19 protein-coding genes are annotated in these 20,413 nt (G+C 63.1%); 8 read left to right on the top strand and 11 right to left on the bottom strand.

The window, feature by feature from the left end:
• Positions 1 to 74 precede the first annotated feature (74 nt).
• On the bottom strand, positions 75 to 209 hold the full coding sequence (gene rpmH / locus AC1DXX_RS13640) for a 50S ribosomal protein L34 (protein WP_007834827.1): 135 nt from the start codon (positions 207 to 209) through the stop codon (positions 75 to 77).
• Positions 210 to 495: 286 nt separating this feature from the next.
• Here rpmH and dnaA point away from each other — a divergent pair, with 286 nt between their 5' ends.
• The 3 genes from dnaA to gyrB all read left to right on the top strand — a co-directional run bounded on the left by dnaA (position 496) and on the right by gyrB (position 5,827).
• Positions 496 to 1,875, top strand: a complete 1,380-nt coding sequence (gene dnaA / locus AC1DXX_RS13635) for a chromosomal replication initiator protein DnaA (RefSeq protein ID WP_478134736.1) — start codon at positions 496 to 498, stop codon at positions 1,873 to 1,875.
• An 89-nt stretch (positions 1,876 to 1,964) separates the two neighbouring features.
• The gene (gene dnaN / locus AC1DXX_RS13630) at positions 1,965 to 3,071 is read left to right on the top strand and encodes a DNA polymerase III subunit beta (RefSeq protein ID WP_012745167.1); all 1,107 of its coding nucleotides are present in this window, start codon (positions 1,965 to 1,967) and stop codon (positions 3,069 to 3,071) included.
• 134 nt (positions 3,072 to 3,205) lie between these two features.
• Positions 3,206 to 5,827, top strand: coding sequence for a DNA topoisomerase (ATP-hydrolyzing) subunit B (gene gyrB / locus AC1DXX_RS13625; protein ID WP_478134735.1), 2,622 nt, complete (start codon positions 3,206 to 3,208; stop codon positions 5,825 to 5,827).
• Positions 5,828 to 5,907: 80 nt separating this feature from the next.
• Here the strand turns inward: gyrB and AC1DXX_RS13620 are convergent, their stop codons facing one another.
• Together AC1DXX_RS13620 and AC1DXX_RS13615 are read right to left on the bottom strand one after the other, a co-directional pair.
• On the bottom strand, positions 5,908 to 6,744 hold the full coding sequence (locus AC1DXX_RS13620) for a response regulator transcription factor (protein ID WP_478134734.1): 837 nt from the start codon (positions 6,742 to 6,744) through the stop codon (positions 5,908 to 5,910).
• Between the two features lie 386 nt (positions 6,745 to 7,130).
• Positions 7,131 to 9,074, bottom strand: a complete 1,944-nt coding sequence (locus AC1DXX_RS13615) for a sensor histidine kinase (protein WP_478134761.1) — start codon at positions 9,072 to 9,074, stop codon at positions 7,131 to 7,133.
• Between the two features lie 132 nt (positions 9,075 to 9,206).
• On the opposite strand from AC1DXX_RS13615, the gene AC1DXX_RS13610 reads away from it, so the two are divergent.
• The gene (locus AC1DXX_RS13610; protein ID WP_478134733.1) at positions 9,207 to 9,941 is read left to right on the top strand and encodes a response regulator transcription factor; all 735 of its coding nucleotides are present in this window, start codon (positions 9,207 to 9,209) and stop codon (positions 9,939 to 9,941) included.
• A 37-nt stretch (positions 9,942 to 9,978) separates the two neighbouring features.
• On the opposite strand, the gene AC1DXX_RS13605 is transcribed toward AC1DXX_RS13610, so the two are convergent.
• Complete coding sequence (locus AC1DXX_RS13605; RefSeq protein WP_478134732.1) at positions 9,979 to 10,563, bottom strand: GNAT family N-acetyltransferase; 585 nt, start codon at positions 10,561 to 10,563, stop codon at positions 9,979 to 9,981.
• Positions 10,564 to 10,952: 389 nt separating this feature from the next.
• Here AC1DXX_RS13605 and AC1DXX_RS13600 point away from each other — a divergent pair, with 389 nt between their 5' ends.
• The 3 genes from AC1DXX_RS13600 (at position 10,953) to AC1DXX_RS13590 (ending at position 13,481) form a co-directional block, all read left to right on the top strand.
• Positions 10,953 to 11,471, top strand: coding sequence for a hypothetical protein (locus tag AC1DXX_RS13600; RefSeq protein WP_478134731.1), 519 nt, complete (start codon positions 10,953 to 10,955; stop codon positions 11,469 to 11,471).
• A gap of 133 nt (positions 11,472 to 11,604) precedes the next feature.
• The gene (locus AC1DXX_RS13595) at positions 11,605 to 12,090 is read left to right on the top strand and encodes a hypothetical protein (RefSeq protein ID WP_478134730.1); all 486 of its coding nucleotides are present in this window, start codon (positions 11,605 to 11,607) and stop codon (positions 12,088 to 12,090) included.
• Positions 12,091 to 12,224: 134 nt separating this feature from the next.
• A complete protein-coding gene (locus AC1DXX_RS13590; RefSeq protein ID WP_478134729.1) occupies positions 12,225 to 13,481 on the top strand; it encodes a metallophosphoesterase in 1,257 nt (418 codons plus the stop codon).
• A gap of 19 nt (positions 13,482 to 13,500) precedes the next feature.
• On the opposite strand, the gene AC1DXX_RS13585 is transcribed toward AC1DXX_RS13590, so the two are convergent.
• The 4 genes from AC1DXX_RS13585 to AC1DXX_RS13570 all read right to left on the bottom strand — a co-directional run bounded on the left by AC1DXX_RS13585 (position 13,501) and on the right by AC1DXX_RS13570 (position 17,162).
• The gene (locus tag AC1DXX_RS13585; protein WP_478134728.1) at positions 13,501 to 13,998 is read right to left on the bottom strand and encodes a polyhydroxyalkanoate granule-associated phasin; all 498 of its coding nucleotides are present in this window, start codon (positions 13,996 to 13,998) and stop codon (positions 13,501 to 13,503) included.
• Between the two features lie 141 nt (positions 13,999 to 14,139).
• A complete protein-coding gene (locus tag AC1DXX_RS13580; RefSeq protein WP_478134760.1) occupies positions 14,140 to 15,087 on the bottom strand; it encodes a lysylphosphatidylglycerol synthase domain-containing protein in 948 nt (315 codons plus the stop codon).
• A 13-nt stretch (positions 15,088 to 15,100) separates the two neighbouring features.
• Positions 15,101 to 16,363, bottom strand: coding sequence for a cardiolipin synthase ClsB (clsB, locus tag AC1DXX_RS13575; RefSeq protein WP_478134727.1), 1,263 nt, complete (start codon positions 16,361 to 16,363; stop codon positions 15,101 to 15,103).
• Between the two features lie 13 nt (positions 16,364 to 16,376).
• Positions 16,377 to 17,162, bottom strand: a complete 786-nt coding sequence (locus AC1DXX_RS13570; RefSeq protein ID WP_478134726.1) for an endonuclease/exonuclease/phosphatase family protein — start codon at positions 17,160 to 17,162, stop codon at positions 16,377 to 16,379.
• Positions 17,163 to 17,383: 221 nt separating this feature from the next.
• On the opposite strand from AC1DXX_RS13570, the gene AC1DXX_RS13565 reads away from it, so the two are divergent.
• On the top strand, positions 17,384 to 17,818 hold the full coding sequence (locus AC1DXX_RS13565; protein WP_478134725.1) for a serine/threonine protein kinase: 435 nt from the start codon (positions 17,384 to 17,386) through the stop codon (positions 17,816 to 17,818).
• An 86-nt stretch (positions 17,819 to 17,904) separates the two neighbouring features.
• On the opposite strand, the gene AC1DXX_RS13560 is transcribed toward AC1DXX_RS13565, so the two are convergent.
• The 3 genes from AC1DXX_RS13560 to AC1DXX_RS13550 all read right to left on the bottom strand — a co-directional run bounded on the left by AC1DXX_RS13560 (position 17,905) and on the right by AC1DXX_RS13550 (position 20,366).
• On the bottom strand, positions 17,905 to 18,474 hold the full coding sequence (locus tag AC1DXX_RS13560) for a Spy/CpxP family protein refolding chaperone (protein WP_478134724.1): 570 nt from the start codon (positions 18,472 to 18,474) through the stop codon (positions 17,905 to 17,907).
• 167 nt (positions 18,475 to 18,641) lie between these two features.
• On the bottom strand, positions 18,642 to 19,538 hold the full coding sequence (locus AC1DXX_RS13555; RefSeq protein ID WP_478134723.1) for a pirin family protein: 897 nt from the start codon (positions 19,536 to 19,538) through the stop codon (positions 18,642 to 18,644).
• 57 nt (positions 19,539 to 19,595) lie between these two features.
• Positions 19,596 to 20,366 (bottom strand): GNAT family N-acetyltransferase, encoded by a 771-nt coding sequence (locus tag AC1DXX_RS13550; protein WP_478134722.1) that lies wholly within the window; start codon positions 20,364 to 20,366, stop codon positions 19,596 to 19,598.
• Positions 20,367 to 20,413 lie beyond the last annotated feature (47 nt).

Here is a 20,413-nt window from a genome sequence, read left to right as displayed (position 1 = left end):
GGTCGGGCCAGGAGCGCTGGCTGCAGGAGCTGGCGCTGACGGGTCGGCTGCTGGCAACGGCAGACGGGCTGCCGTCAGACGGCCAGGCGCTTGCGGCCCTTGGCGCGGCGTGCGTTGATGACGGCACGGCCGCCGCGGGTCTTCATGCGGACCAGAAAGCCGTGGGTACGGGCGCGGCGGACTTTGGATGCTTGGTAAGTGCGTTTCATGATGGTTCCTGATTCCCTGTTTCCGCATGCGAAAAGCAGCGGGCGCCGGAGAGCGTGTTTCGGATGGCCCCCGAAAGACGCAATGAGGTTTTCAGGGAAACCCGCAATTATCGCAAACATTCGGCCCCGGAACAATCTTCGACTGAATCTGCGGGCCTTTCGCCGCCGTTGGCAGCGTGTGGATAAGGTTTTGACAAGTTAGAATGCCGAGCGCCTTCCAGCAGAGAATATCCACAATACCTATACCAAAAAATGCCCGAGGGTTTCACCACTTTTCCAAGCGCCCATGTCGACTGACGGCATCGGCGAAAGCCTCTGGCAGGCCTGCGTCGACCAGCTCGCGCAGGAGTTGTCCGAGCAGCAGTTCAACACCTGGATCAAGCCCCTGACAGCGCAGGTCGCGGACGACCTTTCGCGCATGACGGTGTTCGTCGCCAACCGCTTCAAGCTCGACTGGATCCGGGCCCAGTACGCCGGCAAGATCGCCGCCATGGCCGAGAAGATGTATGGCCAGCCGGTTGCCGTTGAGTTAGCGCTTGCTCCTCGCGAAACGCCCGTGCGCTCTATGCCCGTGGCCGTCATGACCGAGACCGATGTGCCGCGTGACGTGGCCGGTCCGGGCGAGGAGCCGGCCGCAGCCGGTTTCAAGAACCGCCTCAATTCGGGCCTCACTTTCGACACCCTGGTCGAGGGCACGGCCAACCGCATGGCGCGCGCCGCCGCCATGCACGTGGCCGGCATGCCGGGCCATCTCTACAACCCGCTTTTCATCTATGGCGGCGTCGGCCTGGGCAAGACCCACCTGATGCATGCTGTGGGTAACCGGCTGCTGGCCGACCGCCCCGATTCCAAAGTTCTCTACATCCACGCCGAGCAATTCGTGTCGGATGTGGTCAAAGCCTATCAGCGCAAGACTTTCGATGAGTTCAAGGAGCGCTACCACTCGCTCGATCTGTTGCTGATCGACGATGTGCAGTTCTTCGCCAACAAGGACCGGACGCAGGAAGAATTCTTCAATGCGTTCGAGGCCCTGCTGGCCAAGAAGTCGCACATCGTGATGACCAGCGACACCTACCCGAAGGGGCTGGCCGACATCCACGAACGCCTGGTTTCGCGCTTCGATTCAGGCCTGACGGTGGCCATCGAACCGCCCGAGCTCGAGATGCGCGTGGCCATCCTGATCAACAAGGCGCGCGCCGAATCGGCCGAGATGCCCGAGGAAGTGGCCTTCTTCGTCGCCAAGAACGTGCGCTCCAACGTGCGCGAGCTTGAAGGCGCGCTGCGCAAGATCCTGGCCTATTCGCGCTTCAACCAGAAGGAGATCTCGATCGCCCTGGCGCGCGAGGCGCTGCGCGACCTGCTGTCGATCCAGAATCGGCAGATCTCGGTCGAAAATATCCAGAAGACGGTGGCCGACTACTACAAGATCAAGGTCGCCGACATGTACAGCAAGAAACGCCCGGCCAGCATTGCGCGGCCGCGGCAGATCGCGATGTACCTGGCCAAGGAGCTTACGCAGAAAAGCCTGCCGGAAATCGGCGAGCTGTTCGGCGGGCGCGACCATACGACGGTGCTGCACGCGGTGCGCAAGATTTCGGGCGAGCGCCAGCAGCTCACCGAACTCAACCAGCAGCTCCACGTCCTCGAACAGACGCTCAAGGGCTGAAGCCGGATGTCATCAAGAATGCCCCTCGCAACAGCGGAGAATGGCGTCTTACAAGCTGATTCAAAGAGATAAGAGAAGAGGAAGAAGACATGATCGTTTTGAAGGCAACCCAAGACAAAGTCCTCGCCGCGCTGCAGTCGGTGGCAGGCATCGTCGAGCGGCGTCACACCTTGCCGATCCTGGCGAACGTGCTGATCCGCAAGACCGGCGGCCAGCTCCAGCTGACCACCAGCGACCTCGAGATCCAGATCCGCACCACGGCCGAGCTCGGCGGCGACGAAGGCAACTTCACCACCACCATCGGCGCGCGCAAGTTGATCGACATCCTGCGCACCATGCCGGCCGACCAGACCGTGAGCCTCGAATCGAGTGCGAGCAAGCTGGTGCTCAAGGGCGGCAAGAGCCGCTTCACGCTGCAGTCGCTGCCCGCCGAAGACTTCCCGCTGGTACAGGAAGCCGCCAATTTCGGCCCCGTGTTCAGCGTGCCGCAAAAGACGCTGAAGGACCTGCTCTCGCAGGTGTCCTTCGCGATGGCCGTGCACGACATCCGCTACTACCTCAACGGCATCCTGTTCGTCGCCGAAGGCAAGCAGCTGAGCCTGGTCGCCACCGACGGCCACCGGCTGGCGTTCTCGTCGGCCACGCTCGACGTTGAAGTGCCGCGCCAGGAAGTCATTCTCCCGCGCAAGACCGTGCTCGAAATGCAGCGCCTGCTGTCGGACGCCGAAGGCGCCATCGAGATGCAGTTCGCCAACAACCAGGCCAAGTTCAGCTTCGGCGGCATGGAGTTCGTCACCAAGCTGGTCGAGGGCAAGTTCCCCGATTACAACCGCGTGATTCCGAAGAACCACAAGAACTCCGTCACGCTCGGCCGTGCCCCCCTGCTGGCCAGCCTGCAGCGCACCGCCATCCTGACCAGCGAGAAGTTCAAGGGCGTGCGCCTGAACATCGAACCCGGCACGCTGCGCATCGCATCGAACAACGCCGAGCAGGAAGAAGCGCAAGACGAGCTCGACATCGACTACGGCGGCGACGCCATCGAGATCGGCTTCAACGTCACCTACCTGATCGACGCCCTGTCGAACATGGACCAGGACATGGTCAAACTGGACCTTGCCGACTCCAACAGTTCGGCGCTACTGACCATCCCCGAGAACGCATCCTTCAAATACGTCGTGATGCCGATGCGTATCTAGCAGACAGACAACACAGCGCCTTGCGCAGACAGCCCGCGGCCCTCCGCGGGTTTGCGCTTTCAAGAGGCGGCGAAATGAGTTCTTGAGAGCCCGAAAAATCACGTCGATGCCGTGAGAGATAGAGGAATATCCGAATGAGTGCAGAAGAAAACAAGCCCGAAGTGCCGCACACCGAGCCGGTCTACACCCCTGAAATCCAGGTCATCGCGCCCGAAGCCATAGCGGCCGACACAAGCTACGGCGAAGGCTCGATCACGATCCTCGAAGGGCTTGAAGCCGTGCGCAAACGCCCCGGCATGTACATCGGCGACACCTCCGACGGCACGGGCCTTCACCACCTGGTTTTCGAAGTCGTCGACAACTCCATCGATGAAGCGCTCGCGGGCCACTGCGACGACATCGTCGTCACCATCCACAGCGACAACTCGATCTCCGTCACCGACAACGGCCGCGGCATCCCGACCGGCGTGAAGATGGACGACAAGCACGAGCCCAAGCGCTCGGCCGCCGAGATCGCACTGACCGAGCTGCACGCCGGCGGCAAGTTCAACCAGAACAGCTACAAGGTCTCGGGCGGCCTGCACGGCGTGGGCGTGAGCTGCGTGAACGCGCTGAGCGTGAAGCTGCGCCTGATCGTGCGCCGCGAAGGCAAGATCCACGAACTCGAATTCAGCCGCGGCTTCGTGCAGAACCGCCTGCTCGAAACGGTGAACGGCTTCGAGGTCTCGCCCATGAAGATCATCGGCGACACCGACAAGCGCGGCACCGAGGTGCACTTCCTGCCCGACACGGAGATCTTCAAAGAGAACGCCGACTTCCACTACGAGATTCTCAGCAAGCGCCTGCGCGAGCTGAGCTTCCTGAACAACGGCGTGCGCATCCGCCTGCTCGACGAACGCACCGGCAAGGAAGACGACTTCTCCGGCACCGGCGGCGTGCGCGGCTTCGTGGAGTTCATCAACAAGGGCAAGACCGTCCTGCATCCGAACTCGTTCTATGCAGCGGGCGAAAAGCCGGCCGACACCTACGGCGGCATCCCCGGCACGCACATCGGCGTCGAAGTGGCGATGCAGTGGAACAGCGGCTACAACGAGCAGGTGCTGTGCTTCACCAACAACATCCCGCAGCGTGACGGCGGCACCCACCTGACCGGCCTGCGCGCCGCGATGACCCGTGTCATCAACAAGTACATCGAAGAGAACGAATTCGCCAAGAAGGCGAAGGTCGAAGTCACCGGCGACGACATGCGCGAAGGCCTGTGCTGCGTGCTGAGCGTGAAAGTGCCAGAGCCCAAGTTCTCGAGCCAGACCAAGGACAAGCTGGTGTCCAGCGAAGTGCGCGCGCCGGTGGAAGACATCGTCGGCCGCTTGCTGACCGACTACCTGCAGGAACGCCCGAACGACGCCAAGATCATCTGCGGCAAGATCGTCGAAGCCGCCCGTGCCCGCGAAGCCGCCCGCAAGGCCCGCGAAATGACGCGCCGCAAGGGCGTGCTCGACGGCATGGGCCTGCCCGGCAAACTGGCCGACTGCCAGGAAAAAGATCCCGCGCTCTGCGAGGTCTACCTGGTGGAGGGCGACTCCGCCGGCGGCTCCGCCAAGCAGGGCCGCGACCGGAAGTTCCAGGCCATCCTGCCGCTGCGCGGCAAGATCCTGAACGTCGAGAAGGCACGCTACGAGAAGCTGCTCACCAGCAATGAAATTCTCACGATGATCACAGCGCTCGGCACCGGCATCGGCCGCGCCGGTGCGACCACGTCGGGCGGCGGCGCGGACGACTTCAACGTCGCCAAGCTGCGCTACCACCGCATCATCATCATGACCGACGCCGACGTCGACGGCGCCCACATCCGCACGCTGCTGCTCACCTTCTTCTACCGGCAGATGCCGGAGCTGGTCGAGCGCGGTCACATCTACATCGCGCAGCCGCCGCTCTACAAGGTGAAGGTCGGCAAGGAGGAGCAGTACCTGAAGGACGGCCCCGCACTCGACGCCTTCCTGCTCAAGGTGGCGCTGAAGGACGCACGCATCGAGACGGGCGGCGCGAGCTCCACCACGCTCACCGGCGACACCCTGGCCGAACTGGCGCGCAAGCACCAGCTGGCCGAGGCCGTGATTGCGCGCCTGCGCAACTTCATGGACGCCGAAGCCCTGCGCGCGATCGCCGACGGCGTGGCGCTCGACCTCGACACCACGCCCGCAGCGGAAGCCTCGGCCGTGGCGCTGCAAGCCAAGCTGCGCGAGCTCAATACCACCGGCGTGCCGGCCGAAGTGAGCAGCGAATTCGATGCCCGCACCGACAAGCCGCTGCTGCGCATCAGCCGCCGCCACCACGGCAACATCAAGAGCAGCGTGCTCACGCAGGACTTCGTGCACGGCGCCGACTACGCGGCGCTGGCCGAAGCCGCCAACACCTTCCGCGGCCTGTTGAGTTCCGAGGGCGCGCTGGTCAAGCGCGGCGAGGGCGAACGCGCCAAGGAAGAAAAGGTCGACGACTTCCGCCAGGCCATGAAGTGGCTGATCAGCGAAGCCGAGCGCGCCACCTCGCGCCAGCGCTACAAGGGACTGGGCGAAATGAACCCCGAGCAGCTGTGGGAAACCACCATGGACCCGGCCGTGCGCCGCCTGCTGCGCGTGCAGATCGACGACGCGATCGAAGCGGATCGCGTGTTCACGATGCTGATGGGAGATGAGGTGGAGCCGAGGCGCGAGTTCATCGAACAGAACGCGTTGCGGGCGGCGAATATCGACGTGTAAGTTGTTGTCGGGTGGCAGTCTGCCGAGACACTCAGTGAAAAGAAAAACGCCCAGCATTGCTGGGCGTTTTTTTGTCTTCCTCAGTCCGGCGTTGCGAATCGGACCTGCGAAGCGGCCACCATGCGCAGCCGGTATCCGCGTCCGTAAACAGCCTGCAATACGAAGTCGTTCCCAGCCTGCAGTTTGAGTTTCACGCGTATGCGCGAGGCACAGACATCCAGCGTTCGGGAAGGGCGGTCGGAACAAGTCCCCCACAAGGCGCTCGATAGCCAATCCCTCTCCAACAACCGCCCCATGTTCCGGAACAATTGGAGTGCAAGGTCGAACTCGAGAGGCTTCAGATGCACCGGGTCTCGACCATGCAGCACCGTATGGCTGCCTATGCAGAAGTGATAGTCGCCCCAGGTCACCTTCTCGTCGGAGCTGGTCGCGGCGATCCGATTCTTCAAGAGCTGCAACCTCGACTTGAGCTCACGCAGGTCGAGCGGCAGAAGTATGAAGTCGATCTCCTTGAAGCTGGAAAAGACATCGTTCATTTCCTGCATCGCCTTCATGTCATCGCGACCGACCATGAACAGCACGGGAACATCCGCGAGGCTCCGGATGGCGACCAATTGGTTCCGGCCAGCGGCTGTGAACAGGGGAAGCAACAAAAGGTCGAACCACGCGCCTTGCTGAAGGGCTGCCAGGAGGTCCGTCAGCGACTCGAAGACCGTCGAGGTGTAGTTCATCAGCTCCAGGGACTGGTGCAGTGAATCCCGCCGAGCGGCCTCGTCGTCCACGAGCGCCACCGATGGCGATAGCGACGGGGCGCGCGTGCTCGGTCCGAAACCTCTGACGCTCACATTCCTCGATTCGGGAGTCGTATGGTGCGCATCGATGCCGGAATCACGCGGATAAGAGGGAATCGGATTCATTGGAGACTTGCCGAGCGCAATGCGCTCAATTACTTTCGAGGTGGGTTGTATGTTTCGATATCTTTTTTTGTAAGCCGAATGTATGGAATTGAAATCAATCAGGCAATGACACAAAATGACGATTGATGTCTGTTTCAAATGACACTGGATGATTGAATCAGGCATATCTGGTTGTCGAGCATCGAAAACGCCGCCTGGGGCGCAAAGGATCTGCCTCGACCGAACCATGTTTATGACTATTAATGTCAATTCGTGACGAAAGCGGGTTTGTTTGCAATGCGTTGAATTTGTACTCGCAGAGCCAAATAGTTCACATTTTTATTGCTCGACAGGGCGTCGAGATGCCTCTCCTCATCGCCGAGGCGATGAATCGTGCCGATGGCACTTCACCAAGAAGATACGGCTGGAATGCTTGGCGAGGAGGCAGCGTTGGAGCGATGAATCTCGAGTGGCAATGACAATCGAAAGGTCGTGCTCTCCATGTCGCTGGAGATCAGCACCACGTCTCCGCCATGCTGGCGGGCGATGGCGCGGGATATGTGCAAACCGAGCCCGGAGCCAGGAATCCTGGAAGAATGCGCTCCGCGGAAATAGCGCTCGAACAAGGTGCTTCGCTCACCCTCGGGGATGGGGCTCCCTGAATTCGAGATATCAACGGAAAAAACATTCTCGATCACCTGGCATTGAAGATCGATCGCAGATGCAGGAGGCGAATATTTCAAGGCGTTCTGTATGACATTGCGAAGCGCCATTTCGATTCTCAATCGATCGCCTTCAAAAAGCAGTGGACCTTCGACAAGAGTGACGTTGAGACGCGAATCCTCCTCGGACAAACCTGTAGCGCGAGCGTCTCCTATCACGTCCCTTAAATCGAACTTGTCTTTTTTCGCTCTCTCCGAATTCATTTCCAATGCATCGTCGAGAAGGATGTTTTCGATGATGATCGTCAATCTATTGACGGCCTTCCGGATTTTCATCATCGCTGATTTCACTCGCTCATCTTTGCCTGAGGGCGAAACCTCGAGTGCATGAGACACGGCACTCACGATGGCCAGCGGTGTCCTGAATTCATGCGAAATGACGGCAACGAACTCCCGCTGCTTCGTTCTTTCCTCCATGGCCTTTTCTGCCATTTTCATGGATCTTATCGAATTCTCTCCTTCGCTTTGCAGCCTCAACTCGATTTGCACCCAACGGCTCGCCACGGCGACATTGATCAAGGCTAGGTTGACGATTCGGGAAATTTGGGTCAGCAAGTTCAGAGAACTTGAGTACTCGAGATTCAAGAATCCCAGCTGAGCGGCGCCATAGAATATCCACGATGTATTCACCAAAAAGAAAGCAATGGCGGGAATGGTGTATTGATAGGCTCTCCGCTTCAATATGAGCCAGCCTAGAAATAGATTATTGAATGCCGCCATCAAGACGCCAAGAAAGCCGATCCACCAGGCAAAGGGAAGAAGCATCCCCAACAGGGAAAAGGGAATGCATATTGCAAAAAACAATGCTGTGAGCGACAGCAATCGCGCCGCCAGGGCCGAATAATGTCTGTAGCTGAACAAATGGCCGACGAACAGTGTCGAGCTTGAAATGAATGCGCATACCATTGCATCGAGAAATCGATCTGCGACGATCGGATTGTCTGGAAACAACAGCGAGCTGGCGTAGCCCTGAAAAGAGAAAATCAAAAACGAGGCTGTCGTCAAGAACAGTGCATACAAAAAATGCACGACTCCCCGAGTCCATCCCCAAAAAACCAACGCCATCAGAATCATTACGCCGGCACCGCCAGCGTAGATAGAATAAAATACCGTTCGGCCCGTTTCCTCCGCTTCTTGCCCTGCCTTTTGCCAAAGATTCAACCCGAAAGGTATAGGCCCATGGGTTCGAATTCTTAAATAGAATGTTTGCGGCGACTCGTGCACCGAGGCCAAGAAGGCGAGTTGACCGGTTTTTACCGTACGAGCGGAAAAAGGGTGTTGATCTCCCAGTTCTGTCAGCAGACGAGTGCCATTGGCGTTCTGCACATAGACTTTGACATCGTCAAGCCAATTGGGAAACAGCTGGACCACCCAATCATCTGGTGCACCACTCTCCCGCTGCAACGAAAACCGCACCCAGACCACGGCGCCGGCGTCACCGCGAAGTGACAGGGCGTCATTGAATTGAAATTCGATCGAAGATCGCGCGGCAAGGATTTTCTCGATCGTCAATTCCTTTGACTGATCGAGGAAGAATTCGACATTCCTTGCCAGCATCACGGGTTGATCCAGTCCCTGGCCTTTCAAAAGAACGGTGGCGCCGACGTGCTGAGCCACGAAAAGCAGCACGACCAAAAAAAAATTCCTTAGCCCTGTCGATTGATGGTTTGTTCTCATGACAAATCGCAAATTACATGTTTCCAGCCGCCGGGATTCCTCTAAAATATTCGCCTCTTCCGAAGTCCGAGTGCGAGGAATGCCATGGATGATTTAAGGCCGCCCGCCGCCAAGATGCCGAGCGTCTATGTGATTGAAGACGAGGAAGATTTGCAGGAAGCATTGGTCTACAGCCTCAATCAAATGGGTTTCAAGGCTTCCGGGTTTGGGAGCGCTTCCGCGTTCTACCGCGCATTTGCTGTCTCTCGCTGCGATATCGTCATCATTGATGTCAAATTGCCCGATGAGGACGGCTTTTCGATCGCACGGCACCTTCGCTCTGCCAGCAATGTCGGAATCGTGTTCGCCACGGCACGGGGCGCGTTGGATGATCGCGTTCACGGGATGCGCGGCGGGGCTGATGCCTATCTCGTGAAGCCGGTGCATCCGGAGGAGTTGGCGGCGACCCTGGAGGGGATTGGTCGGCGCATGGGCCTCTCGAACAGCATGGTCGACCCCACATCGTCGCCAACGCCTCCCGAGTCCAGCGGGACCGGGCATTGGGGCTTGTTGGAAGGGAACTGGGTGTTACGCGATCCGAAGGGGCGAACCATCCGGCTCACGACTTCCGAACGGTCCCTTGTGGGCCTTCTTTTCAAACAGCGAAACAAGCCCGTGGATCGCCAACAGCTCGCCGCGACGCTGGGCGGCGACCTGGATCAGTTTGATCTGCAGCGAGTTGACGCCATCGTCAGCCGGCTTCGACGCAAGGCATTTGCTGCGGGTATCTCCTTGCCGCTGCATGCAGTCAGGGGAACGGGCTACGAGTTCCAGTGCTGAACGCAACGCGCGTCATGGCATCCGGGTTTTCTTCCCATTACAGGAAATGCCCCACCGGCAGACCAAGATCGATCACCGTGTGGCTGAGTGTCGATGCGGCGGCACGCGCTTTCGCAGAGAAGAGGCGCATCAGCACGGCCTTGCCCAGGAGGTCGCTTCGCAAGGCGCCATCGTCGCGGCTGCCAACCAGCACCACATCCTTGACCACGGGCCACGCGCCAGCTCGCGCATAGAAATAGGCGAGAGGCGGATCGCAGGTGAAGATGCCGAAATCGACAGGGCTCTGTTCGATCCAACGCGTCGCTGCAGCCACCGTACGCAAACCGAAGCCACGCGCCTGGAAATTCGGGTCCGTGGCCACGCAACTGAGTCCAGCCATGTCGAACACCTGCTCACCGTGCGTGATGGTCTTGCGAACGACCGCGGCATAGCTGGCGATCTCGCCGTTCACCGGTGAATAGAAAGAGCGCGCGTTCAGCGCAGGATCGTGCAGCAGTTCTGGCGTGCTCTCTTCCGGCATCGGTCCCGCATCCGGCGTTGCGCGATGCTGCAGCAACGCGAACCTCCGCCGCAGCGCATCTGGCGCGTCGTTGTAGGGAACCTCTTGAACCTCCTGCTGCATCGATGTCGTCCTCCCTCGTCATGCTGCTGATTTCCACGAAACCCTGACCAGGAATTTCACCGGACATTGTGCCGCCCGGCACTTCGAAGGCGGGGTGGGTGCCGTGTGCGGCGGGCGATCTGGCCCCTACACCCGATGCGTGCACCGCTGTAGACCCGAGCCTGCACGCGGTCGGACCTCGCCCAAAAGCGTTGCGTCTCAGGGTTTCCGTGAGGTTGAGGTGCGAAAACGGCTGCGACGCCCGTCACACTGACGTCATCAGCTATTAAAACAATAGCGTTCAACTTCGTTTCGAGGATCGTTCCTCGTAAACGCTATATCTAGCCCGACTCTTGCTAAGCAAAATCCTCGACGGATTTCACGTCATGCAAGATCGAGGACAACAAGCAATGAACCCTAAGCGTCTCCGGCAGCCTCTGGCTGCTTTGGTACTGGGCGGTACAGCAGCATTCCTCGGGGCCGTGTCGCCGGCCCACGCTTTCTCGACCCCGCCCATCCAGGTGGCGCAAGGCGTCGAGTACATGTGTGGCGGTGCAGGCAAGGGCGAGGCTGAATTCATGGAAATGGTGTCGCCGCGCTGGGCCGCGACGATCGAACTCGGCGTGAGCGACGGCAAAGGCGCGCAGCAGGCCGGCTTCCCGGCCAAGGCATCGATCCAGGTGCGCCAGAGATACACCGGCGAGATGGTCATGGATGTGCAGACGCAGGCGCCCTACATGCTTGCGCGACTCAACCCGGGCGCCTATGACGTGAATGTCACGCTGGGCGGGCTCACGCTCACGCAATCGCTGGTCGTGTTCAACGGCGTGCCGGCCCGCGCGGTGTTCGTCTGGCCGTCGAACTTCGACATGGCTTCGGTGACGCCCCCTCTGCCGCAGACACAGGCGCTGGCACAGACCACGCGCTGAGCGAACAACAACAGCCTGCACGGCCGGCCGCGCATTCGCGCCGCGGCCCGTTGCCGTTAAGCCTTGTCTAAGTCGTGCGCCGCACAGTGGCGCCGTGGCTTCTCGCCACCACGTCCAGGAAAGGATTCAGACCATGACCCCCCGTTTTCCATCGAGCACGCGGCCGCTGGCGGCCGCCATGTTGTGCGGCGCCGTCCTGCTCGGGGCGCTTTCGTCGGCCCATGCCGCGGTGAATCCGCCGATCTACATGACACATGGCATCGAATACATGAGCGGCGGCATCGGCAGCGATGAAGCGCAGCTGATGGAGACGGTGTCGCCACGCTGGCCCGCCACCTTCGAATTCGCGATCAAGGACCGCAAGGGCGCCGATTTCGCGGCCGACGTGCATGTCACGGTGCGCGACAGCAGCGGCACCGCACTGCTCGACAACGTGGTGTCGGGCGGCCCGTTCATGGTGGCGCGGCTGGAACCGGGCACCTACGAGGTCGAGGCGCGAATCGGCAGCCAGACGCTCAAGCAGTCCCTGAATGTGCCGCAGGGCGGGCCCACCAAGGCCACCTTCGTGTGGCCTGCAGGCACCGACATGGCTTCGGCCGGCACGCGCACGGTGCAGTAACGCGGCGGCACAGGGCACCGGCACGGCTCGCCACAGCCACGAATTTCTGGTGCTCGCCAAGCCACAACACCCCGCTATCCGGGCGTCGTGCGCTATAGAAAAAATAGCTAACTCCGCCGCTTCGGGCGCCTTGAATGCGCGGCATGCGCCTTGCAGATGGTGTATCCCGGGCAATGCCCGCACCCATTGCCCCGATGCCGATCCGCCCCTTGAGCGCCTTGACCGCGCTGCTGCACGTTTATATAGCGCTGCGTCTGCTGCCCGCGCTGGCAATGCTCACGCCTGCGTGGCCGCTGGCGCTGGTGGTGCTGGTGGTGCTGGCGGTATCGGCCGTCACGATTCCGCTGCCCTTCGTCTCGCGCCGCATTGCGCGCAACGCCTCGATGGGCAACGTGCTCAAGTGGGTCGGCCTGATCAGCATGGGCTGGTTCTCGTCGATGTTCGTACTGACGCTGGTGCGCGATGCCGGCTTGCTGCTCATCTGGCTGGTGAGCGCGCTGGGCAGCGTGCAGGTCCGCTGGGATGCGCTGCTGCCATGGAGCGCGCTGGCGGTGCTGGCGATGGCCACGGGCACCTCGCTGATCGGTTTCGTCAATGCGCGCCGCACCGCGGGCGTGAAGCGCGTCGACATTCCGATCCGCGGCCTGCCGACGGCGCTCGAAGGCTTCACGATCGCGCAGCTCAGCGACATCCACGTCGGCCCGACGATCAGGAGTGCGTACATCCAGCGCATCGTCGACGCGGTCAACCGGCTCGGCGCCGATGCCATCGCGATCACCGGCGATCTCGTGGACGGCAGCGTGCCCGAACTGCGCGAGCACATCGCACCACTGGCGGGCCTGCGCGCTCGCCACGGCACCTTCGTGGTCACGGGCAATCACGAGTACTACGCGGGCGCACACGCCTGGATCGACGAACTGCGCCGCCTGGGCCTGAAGGTGCTGCTCAACGAACACGTGGTGCTGCAGACGCGCAACGTGCGCGGCGCGCAGACCGATGAAGAGCTGTTCGAAAGCGCACTCGTGCTGGCCGGCGTGACCGATTTCACCGCAGGCCACTTCGACGCCGCGCATGCCAGCGATCCGCACCTCGCGCTGTTCGACGCGCCACCGCTGGTGCACACGCGCGTGCTGTTGGCACACCAGCCACGCAGCGCACCGCTGGCGGCTGCGGCGGGCTACCAGCTGCAGCTCTCGGGCCACACGCATGGCGGCCAGTTCTTTCCGTGGAACCTGTTCGTGCCGATGCAGCAGCCCTTTACGTCGGGCCTGCACCGGCTGCACGACATGTGGATCTATGTGAGCCGCGGCACGGGCTACTGGGGCCCGCCGAAGCGCTTTGGCGCGCCTTCGGAAATCACGCTGCTGACCCTGGTGCCTGCGCGGCCCTGAGGCCGCTTTTTCCTCTCCGTCAGGATTGCAGTTCGGCCAGCCGTCGTGCGTTCGACGTGGCGGCGGCATGGATCGGCTTCAGCCCCTGCCGCGCGATGCGCGCCGCGACGCTCGAGAGCTGGCTGGCCGTGCTCGCCGTGCGGGCTGCGGTCTGTACGAAGGCATCGCTGCGTGCGGCCGCCTGCGCCGGAGTGACGCTGCCGGCCATCGAGAAGAAGGCCGTGGTGCCCTGAAGCCAGTGCTGCAGGGCCTTGTTGGCCAGCGAGAAATGGCTGCTGTGCCATTGCTTCACCATCGCGATGCCGGACTCGCTCGCCGCGGCGAGCTTCTCGTGGCCCATGAGCTGGAACTCCGCCAGGTCGGCCGCGCTGGGCGTGAGCCCGGCCTTGGCGATGCGCTCGGTCCGCATGCGGATCACCGAGCCGGAAGAAAGCAGCATCTCGTTGGTCTTGAGGGCCAGGTCGAGCCACTGCATGAGCGGATTGGCCAGACGGGCGGTGGAACTGAGAGACGACATGTGAGGCGGTACGCGTGGAGGGAGGAGAACCCACTATAGGCCTCGGCGGTTGCAATTGCTGCAGTGCAACAAAAACAAATTCGTTCGGTGAAGAAGTCCCGCTTTTCTGAACGCAAAGTGTGCGCTGATCGCACGCCAACCCTAGGAAGCACCCGCTCGCAGCCGCCGGGCGCGCGCCTCTGTCACCACGTAACCCCCCACGGCAATCACCAGCGGCAGCAGGTAATACAGGCCGCGGTAAGCGAGCAGCGCGGCAAGCAGCGTGGCTTCGGGCACCTGGTAGGAGAGCAGGGCGACAAACACCGCCTCGAGCACGCCGAGCCCCGCCGGCACGTGCGTGACGACGCCGGCCACGGCGCCGACCAGCAGCACTGCGAGCACGTGCGGGTATTCGACCTCGCCTTGCAGCAGGAGCCAGATCACGCCGCCGATGAGCGACCAGTTCAAGCACGACAACGCCAATTGCAGCAACGCCATCGCGAGCCCCGGCGTCTTGAAAGTGTGGCCGCGCACGCGCCAGACGCGTCCCTTGGAGAAGGCACACAGCGCCAGGTAGCCCGCCGACAGCACCAGCAACACCGCGCCAAGCATGCGCAGGCCGCCGCTATCGATCTTCCAGCCGGGCGGCAGTGCCATCGGCCAGAAGCAGAAGGCCGCACCGGCCACCACCAGGTAGCCCAGCCAGTTGGTCAGCATGCTGAAGCCCAGCACGCGGGTGATGGTCTCGTTGCCGAGGCCGAGGCGCGAATAGAGCCGGTAGCGGAAGGCCACACCGCCGATCAGCGAACCGAAGTTCAGGTTGAAGGCGTAGCTGATGAAGGTCACGCCCATCACCGTGCCAGCGCCGAGCTTGTGCCTGGTGAGGTGCCGGCCCAGCAGGTCGTAGGTGCTGTAGAGCGCGAAGCTGCCGGCAGCCAAAGCGCCGGCCGCGAGCAGCGTGGACAGGGGCAGCGCACGTATCGCATCGAGCACTGCACCCCAGTCAATGGTGCGCGCCTGTTTCACCAGCAGCCAGGCAATCAGCCCGAAGAAGCCCCACACCGCCGCGCGGCGGAACCAGGGCCACCAGGACTGGCGAGCGAGGGCCATCATGGGCGCGGGTTCAGGCCGCTTCCGTGGTCTGGGTGACGCCGCCCTTGCCGTTCGTCTCCTGCCTTTCGGCGAGGTCGGTCGCCTCGGCGGGCGCCAGGCGGGGCGCATGGCGCGGCAACCGGCCCAGCCACGCCGGGTACCAGCGCAAGAAGTGAAAGAGGAAGAAGCTGCGCACCAGGCGCCAGCCGCTCCATTCGCTGCTCAGGTCGGCCGTGTCGATCTGCCTGCAGCTGTGCTGCATGAGCTGATCCATGCGGTTCCACAGCACGTCGTTGAAGGCCTTGTCGCGCACGACCACGTTGGCCTCGAGATTGAGCGACAGGCTCAGCGGGTCGAGGTTGCTCGAGCCCACGGTGCTCCAGCGGTCGTCCATCAGCGCCACCTTGCCATGCAGCGGACGGTCGCAGTACTCGTAGATGCGAACGCCGGCATGCAGCAGGTGGTGGTAGAGCATGCTGGCGGCCGTCTTCACGATCGGCATGTCGGGCTCGCCCTGCAGGATGAGCCGCACGTCCACGCCGCGCCGTGCCGCGCGGCGCAATTCCTGGATGAGCCGGTAGCCCGGAAAGAAATACGCGTTGGCGATCACGATGCGCTCGCGTGCGGTGCGGATCGCAGCACGGTAGTGGCGCTCGATGTCGTTGGTGTGGCGGCGGTTGTCGCGCGTCACGAAGATCGCGTCGGCCTCGCCGGCCGTTGTCTGGCGCACCGGCGGCGCCTGCCTGAGCCTACGGCGAAACCAGCCGGCGCCCTTGTCGCCGACGGCGATGGCACGCAACGCGAACTGATGCACCTCCGCCACGATGGGGCCCGCGAGTTCCACCGCATAGTCCTGCTTGGCCTTGGGACCGAAGTCGAGCAGATGGTCGGCGGAGTAGTTGATGCCGCCGACGAATGCACGCTCGCCGTCGACCACCACGATCTTGCGGTGCATGCGGCGGAACATGTTCAACCGCTGGCCCAGGAAGCGCTGGCCGGGGTCGAACACCCGCACCTTGACGCCGGCCGAGGTCAGCCCCTGGATGAACTCGCGCGAGAGGTCGGGCGAACCGAAGCCGTCGACCATCAGGTCGACCTTCGCGCCGCGCTGCGCCGCCGCACGCATCGCGGCATGCAGCGCCAGACCGACCTTGTCCTCGAACAGGATGAAGGTCTCGATGATGACTTCGCGCTGCGCCTGCCGGATCGCGTCGAACACGCGCGGAAAGAACTCCTCGCCGTTCTCGAGCAGCGCGATGCGGTTCCCGCCGATCCAGTGGTTGCCATTGCTCATGGTGCAGCCCCGCTCACAGATCGATGTCCGCTACCAGCGGAGCGTGGTCCGAGAGATGCGACCAGGGCTTGCGCGGCAGCACCACGGGCGCGTGCACGCCGGCATTGCGCACGTAGATGCGGTCCAGCGGCAGCACCGGAAAGCGCGCCGGGAAAGTCTTGGCGGCTCGCCCGTTCGCATGCACGAACACTTCACGCAGCGAAGCGCCCTCTGCCAGCACGTCGTGCGCACGGTTGCGCCAGTCGTTGAAATCGCCGGCCACGATCAGCGGCGCATCGGCGGGCACTTCGTCGCGCACGATGTGGCAGAGCAGTTCGAGCTGCTGCTGCCGGTGCGATTCGGCCAGGCCCAGGTGCGCGCAGATCGCATGGACATCGACGGTGCGGCCCGGCAGTCGCAGCACGCAGTGCAGCAGGCCGCGCTTCTCGGGGCCGCTCACCGATACGTCGTGGTTGCGGAAATGCACGATCGGAAACTTCGACAGCACCGCGTTGCCGTGGTGACCTTTCGGATACACCGCATTGCGCCCGTAGGCGAACTGCGGCCATATCGTGTCGGCCAGGAACTCGTAGTGCGGCGCCTCGGGCCAATTGCTGACCTTGCGCGAGTGGCGCGAATGGGTACCCAGCACCTCCTGCAAAAACACCACGTCGGCACCCACCGTGCGCACGGCATCGCGCAGCTCGGGAAGGATGAATCTGCGGTTGAGCGCAGTGAAGCCCTTGTGGGTATTCACCGTCATGACCTTGAGCGAGGTCGGCGTGGGCACGGCAGCAACCGGAATCGGGGAAGAGGACATTGATTTTCAGTTGTACGTTGCCGCGCAGGCAAGGCCTGTAGGAACACACCACCTTCTTCCGTGCCTTTCGCGCGCGGGAGGCCGGCTCCTACAGGCAGGCCTGCCGCACCCCCACACTGCGGGCTTCGGGGGGCTCCTACGGTGGTTTCAGGGCTTCGAAAAAAACGGCCCACGGTTTTTCATCCGTCACTCGTCCGAGAGACAAGCAAAAGGAGCACATCATGAAACAGCAGACAGGAATCTTCAGAGGCGCGGTGCTGGCCGTGTTGATGGGCGCGGCAGGCGCCGCCATGGCCCAGGCGACGTCGATCCCCGCACAGCCCGATCCCTCGGTGAGCGGCGAAGCGAGCACCATGACGCCGGCCGGCGTGGCGAATCCGCCCCAGCGCCCCGACGCTTCGATGCCCGCTTCCCGCGAGGCCGTGAAGGCCGAGGCGCGTGCGCAGAACCGCAACAACGCCAACAGCATGGTGCCCAAGGGCGAAGCCACGACCACGGTCAACCACCAACCCAACGCCATGCCGCGTCCGACCGGCGAGATGTCCCGCGCGGAAGTCAGCCAGCAGGCGCGCAAGGTAAAGCCGCAGTTCGGCCAGAGGGGCGAGCGCCCGGAGGTGCCGACCAATCCGACCGAAAAGACGGGGACGCCGCAGTAGGAACCCTCCCCTGAACAGAAGAAAAGCCCGCAACGCTCGAAGCGTTGCGGGCTTTTTCGTTGCCGCCGTCACCGGCGGTCGACAGCTCAGCTCTTGGTGGGTGCTGCGCCGCGTTCGTGGCCTTCATGACCGCGGTGGAAGCGATGGCCGTGGTCACCGGCGTGCACCGTTTCGGCATCGAAGGTCTTCTGCTGCGCAGGCGTCAGCGCGGCATAGAAGGTCTTCGTGGCTTCGGCGCGCTTGGCGAACATCGCGCTGCGCTCGGCCTGGCGGGCCTGCATGCGTTCCAGGCGTTCGGGCGTGGTCAGCTTGGCGAATTCCGCACGGTCCATGCGCTGCGGGCGCGGGCCGGCCGGCGGTTGGTTGGCCGTGGCGTAGGACGTCCACGCACTTTCCTGGGCCGCGGTCAGCTTGAGCTTTTCCTTCAGCGCGGCAAGGCGCTTGGCACGGTGCTCCTTCATGCGCTCCATGCGCTGGGCCGGATCCATGCGCTGGTGCTGCGCCTTGGGTGCGGCGGTGGTGTCGGCCTGGGCCACGGCAGCGGCAGGCGCGGGAGTGGCGGTTGCGGCCGGCGCTTGAGCGAAGGCACCCGAAGAAGCGAGAGCGGCGGAACCCAGCAGGCTGGCCCAGACGATGCGTTGGCGAAGAGAAATCATGAGAAGTGCTTCCTTTCGAAGAAGCCCGCCACCGAGGGGCAGCAGGTGAAACGAAGTGTGGAAGACCTCTGTATCGCCTCCGTTAGCCGGGAGTGAGCTTGCGTAAAGAATGATGAACCGCAAGGCGGCGCACGGTGTTTTCCGTGACTTATTGGGCTGCGGAGGCCTCAGCCGAGCTGGCCGCTCTGAAAGTCCTGCACCGCTTGCTTCACCTCTTCCTGCGTGTTCATGACGAAAGGGCCGTACTGCACGATTGGCTCATGCAGCGGCTTGCCGGCGATCAGCAGCGCGCGCGCCGGGCTGTGGTTGGTGGCGCCGGCACGCAGCACCACGCCGTCGCTTTCGGCGTCGTTGGCGAGGATGGCCATGCGGCGCGTCGGCACTTCGCTGCCCGCGATCCAGAGCGACTCGCGGAACACATAGACCAGCGCGTTGTGGTCGTGCGGCAGCGGCTGCGCAAACTCCGCGCCCGGCGGCAGCGTGATGTCGAGGTAGAGCGGCTCGGTGTGCTCGCGCCGCACCGCGCCTTCGATGCCGTGGCTCGCGCCCGCGATCACGCGCACATGCACGCCTTCGGCCGTCGTGTATTGGGGAATCTCTTCGCTCTGGATGTCGCGGTACCACGGCTCGCGCATCTTGTCCTTCGCGGGCAGGTTGAGCCAGAGCTGAAAGCCTTCCATCAGCCCTTCTTCCTGCTCGGGCAACTCGCTGTGCACGAGGCCGCGGCCGGCGGTCATCCACTGCACGCCACCGTTCTCGAGCAGCCCTTCATGGCCCGCGCTGTCGCGATGCCGCATGCGGCCCGCGATCATGTAAGTGACGGTTTCGAAGCCCCGGTGCGGATGGTTCGGAAAGCCGCCGATATAGTCGCCCGGGCTGTCGCTGTCGAAGGCGTCGAGCATCAGGTAGGGATCGAGCCGTTTCTGCAGCGGCTGCTGCAGCACGCGGGTGAGTTTGACACCGTCGCCATCGCTGGTGGAAACACCCGCCACGATGTGGTCGAGACCGCGGGGCGTGACGACAGGTTCGGTGGGGTGGTTGGCGTTCTTCTTCATGCGCCCCATGGTGTCACTAACCCTGCGACCGCGCCACCGGTGGGGATGTACGGCCCCGTTGTCAGCCTATCTCGGCCACTGCTGCCGCTGCCAGTAGCGGTATTGCCATTGGGTCTGGAAGCCGGCGCGGCGGTAGAGCACCAGCGCGGGATGGTTCTGGGCATCGACCTGCAGGAACACGCGCTCGAAACCCCTTGTCAGCGCAGCCTGGGCAAGCCCCGCGAGCACGCGCCCCGCCAACCCCTTGCCGCGGTGCGCCTTGTCGGTCCGCATGCCGTGCACGCTGGCCCAGCCATGCCCGAAAGCCATCGCACCCGCCGCCACGGTGCGGCCRCCTTCGCGAACGCTGGCGTACAGCGAACCCTTGGCGCGGGCCAGCGAACGCACGCGATGGGCGCCATCCACCGGATCGAAACCTTCGCCGAGAAACAGCGCCGCCCAGGCATCGTCGGGCGCGCGGTCGACGTCGGCCAGCGCGCCGCCGCCCGCAACCGCCTGCCGCATGCGCTGCAGCGACCCGAGTTGCACGCAGGTGGGGTTGTCGTCGACATAGTGCCGCCGCTCCAGTTCGGCGCGCAGCCCGTCGAAGCAGTCGGCATCGGCCAGGCGAAACGCCGGCGCGACCTGGCGGCTGTCGTAGCGGTCCTCGATGCGATCGAGCGTGGTGTGGTCGACCGCGCTGCGGTGCAGCGGCACGGCCGACCTGGCGCGCTTGACGGTGCCGCCATCGAAGGGCAGCAGCCAGCCGTCGAGTTCTTCGGACGCCTCGGGCGCCACCGCCGCGACGGTGGCGCGCTCGATGGCCTCGATGTCGGCAATGTTCGTTGCTGCGGTCATTGGAATACCTCCGTGCTTCGCACTGCGGCGCGAGCATGCCTGGGGCA

The organism is Variovorax sp. P4_B10 (genome assembly GCF_056402375.1).
The sequence above is the reverse complement of the archived record's forward strand: the minus strand, read 5'-3'. Positions and strand labels throughout refer to the sequence as shown.

Excerpts from the sequence above, each read along its gene's own strand:
- rpmH (WP_007834827.1), bottom strand. The coding sequence starts at position 209 with ATGAAACGCACTTACCAAGCATCCAAAGTCCGCCGCGCCCGTACCCAC.
- AC1DXX_RS13620 (WP_478134734.1), bottom strand. The coding sequence starts at position 6,744 with ATGAATCCGATTCCCTCTTATCCGCGTGATTCCGGCATCGATGCGCAC.
- gyrB (WP_478134735.1), top strand. The coding sequence starts at position 3,206 with ATGAGTGCAGAAGAAAACAAGCCCGAAGTGCCGCACACCGAGCCGGTC.
- AC1DXX_RS13580 (WP_478134760.1), bottom strand. The coding sequence starts at position 15,087 with ATGGCCCTCGCTCGCCAGTCCTGGTGGCCCTGGTTCCGCCGCGCGGCG.
- AC1DXX_RS13610 (WP_478134733.1), top strand. The coding sequence starts at position 9,207 with ATGGATGATTTAAGGCCGCCCGCCGCCAAGATGCCGAGCGTCTATGTG.
- AC1DXX_RS13560 (WP_478134724.1), bottom strand. The coding sequence starts at position 18,474 with ATGATTTCTCTTCGCCAACGCATCGTCTGGGCCAGCCTGCTGGGTTCC.
- AC1DXX_RS13570 (WP_478134726.1), bottom strand. The coding sequence starts at position 17,162 with ATGTCCTCTTCCCCGATTCCGGTTGCTGCCGTGCCCACGCCGACCTCG.
- AC1DXX_RS13605 (WP_478134732.1), bottom strand. The coding sequence starts at position 10,563 with ATGCAGCAGGAGGTTCAAGAGGTTCCCTACAACGACGCGCCAGATGCG.
- AC1DXX_RS13595 (WP_478134730.1), top strand. The coding sequence starts at position 11,605 with ATGACCCCCCGTTTTCCATCGAGCACGCGGCCGCTGGCGGCCGCCATG.
- AC1DXX_RS13600 (WP_478134731.1), top strand. The coding sequence starts at position 10,953 with ATGAACCCTAAGCGTCTCCGGCAGCCTCTGGCTGCTTTGGTACTGGGC.
- AC1DXX_RS13585 (WP_478134728.1), bottom strand. The coding sequence starts at position 13,998 with ATGTCGTCTCTCAGTTCCACCGCCCGTCTGGCCAATCCGCTCATGCAG.
- dnaA (WP_478134736.1), top strand. The coding sequence starts at position 496 with ATGTCGACTGACGGCATCGGCGAAAGCCTCTGGCAGGCCTGCGTCGAC.
- AC1DXX_RS13590 (WP_478134729.1), top strand. The coding sequence starts at position 12,225 with ATGCGCGGCATGCGCCTTGCAGATGGTGTATCCCGGGCAATGCCCGCA.
- AC1DXX_RS13565 (WP_478134725.1), top strand. The coding sequence starts at position 17,384 with ATGAAACAGCAGACAGGAATCTTCAGAGGCGCGGTGCTGGCCGTGTTG.
- AC1DXX_RS13555 (WP_478134723.1), bottom strand. The coding sequence starts at position 19,538 with ATGGGGCGCATGAAGAAGAACGCCAACCACCCCACCGAACCTGTCGTC.
- clsB (WP_478134727.1), bottom strand. The coding sequence starts at position 16,363 with ATGAGCAATGGCAACCACTGGATCGGCGGGAACCGCATCGCGCTGCTC.
- dnaN (WP_012745167.1), top strand. The coding sequence starts at position 1,965 with ATGATCGTTTTGAAGGCAACCCAAGACAAAGTCCTCGCCGCGCTGCAG.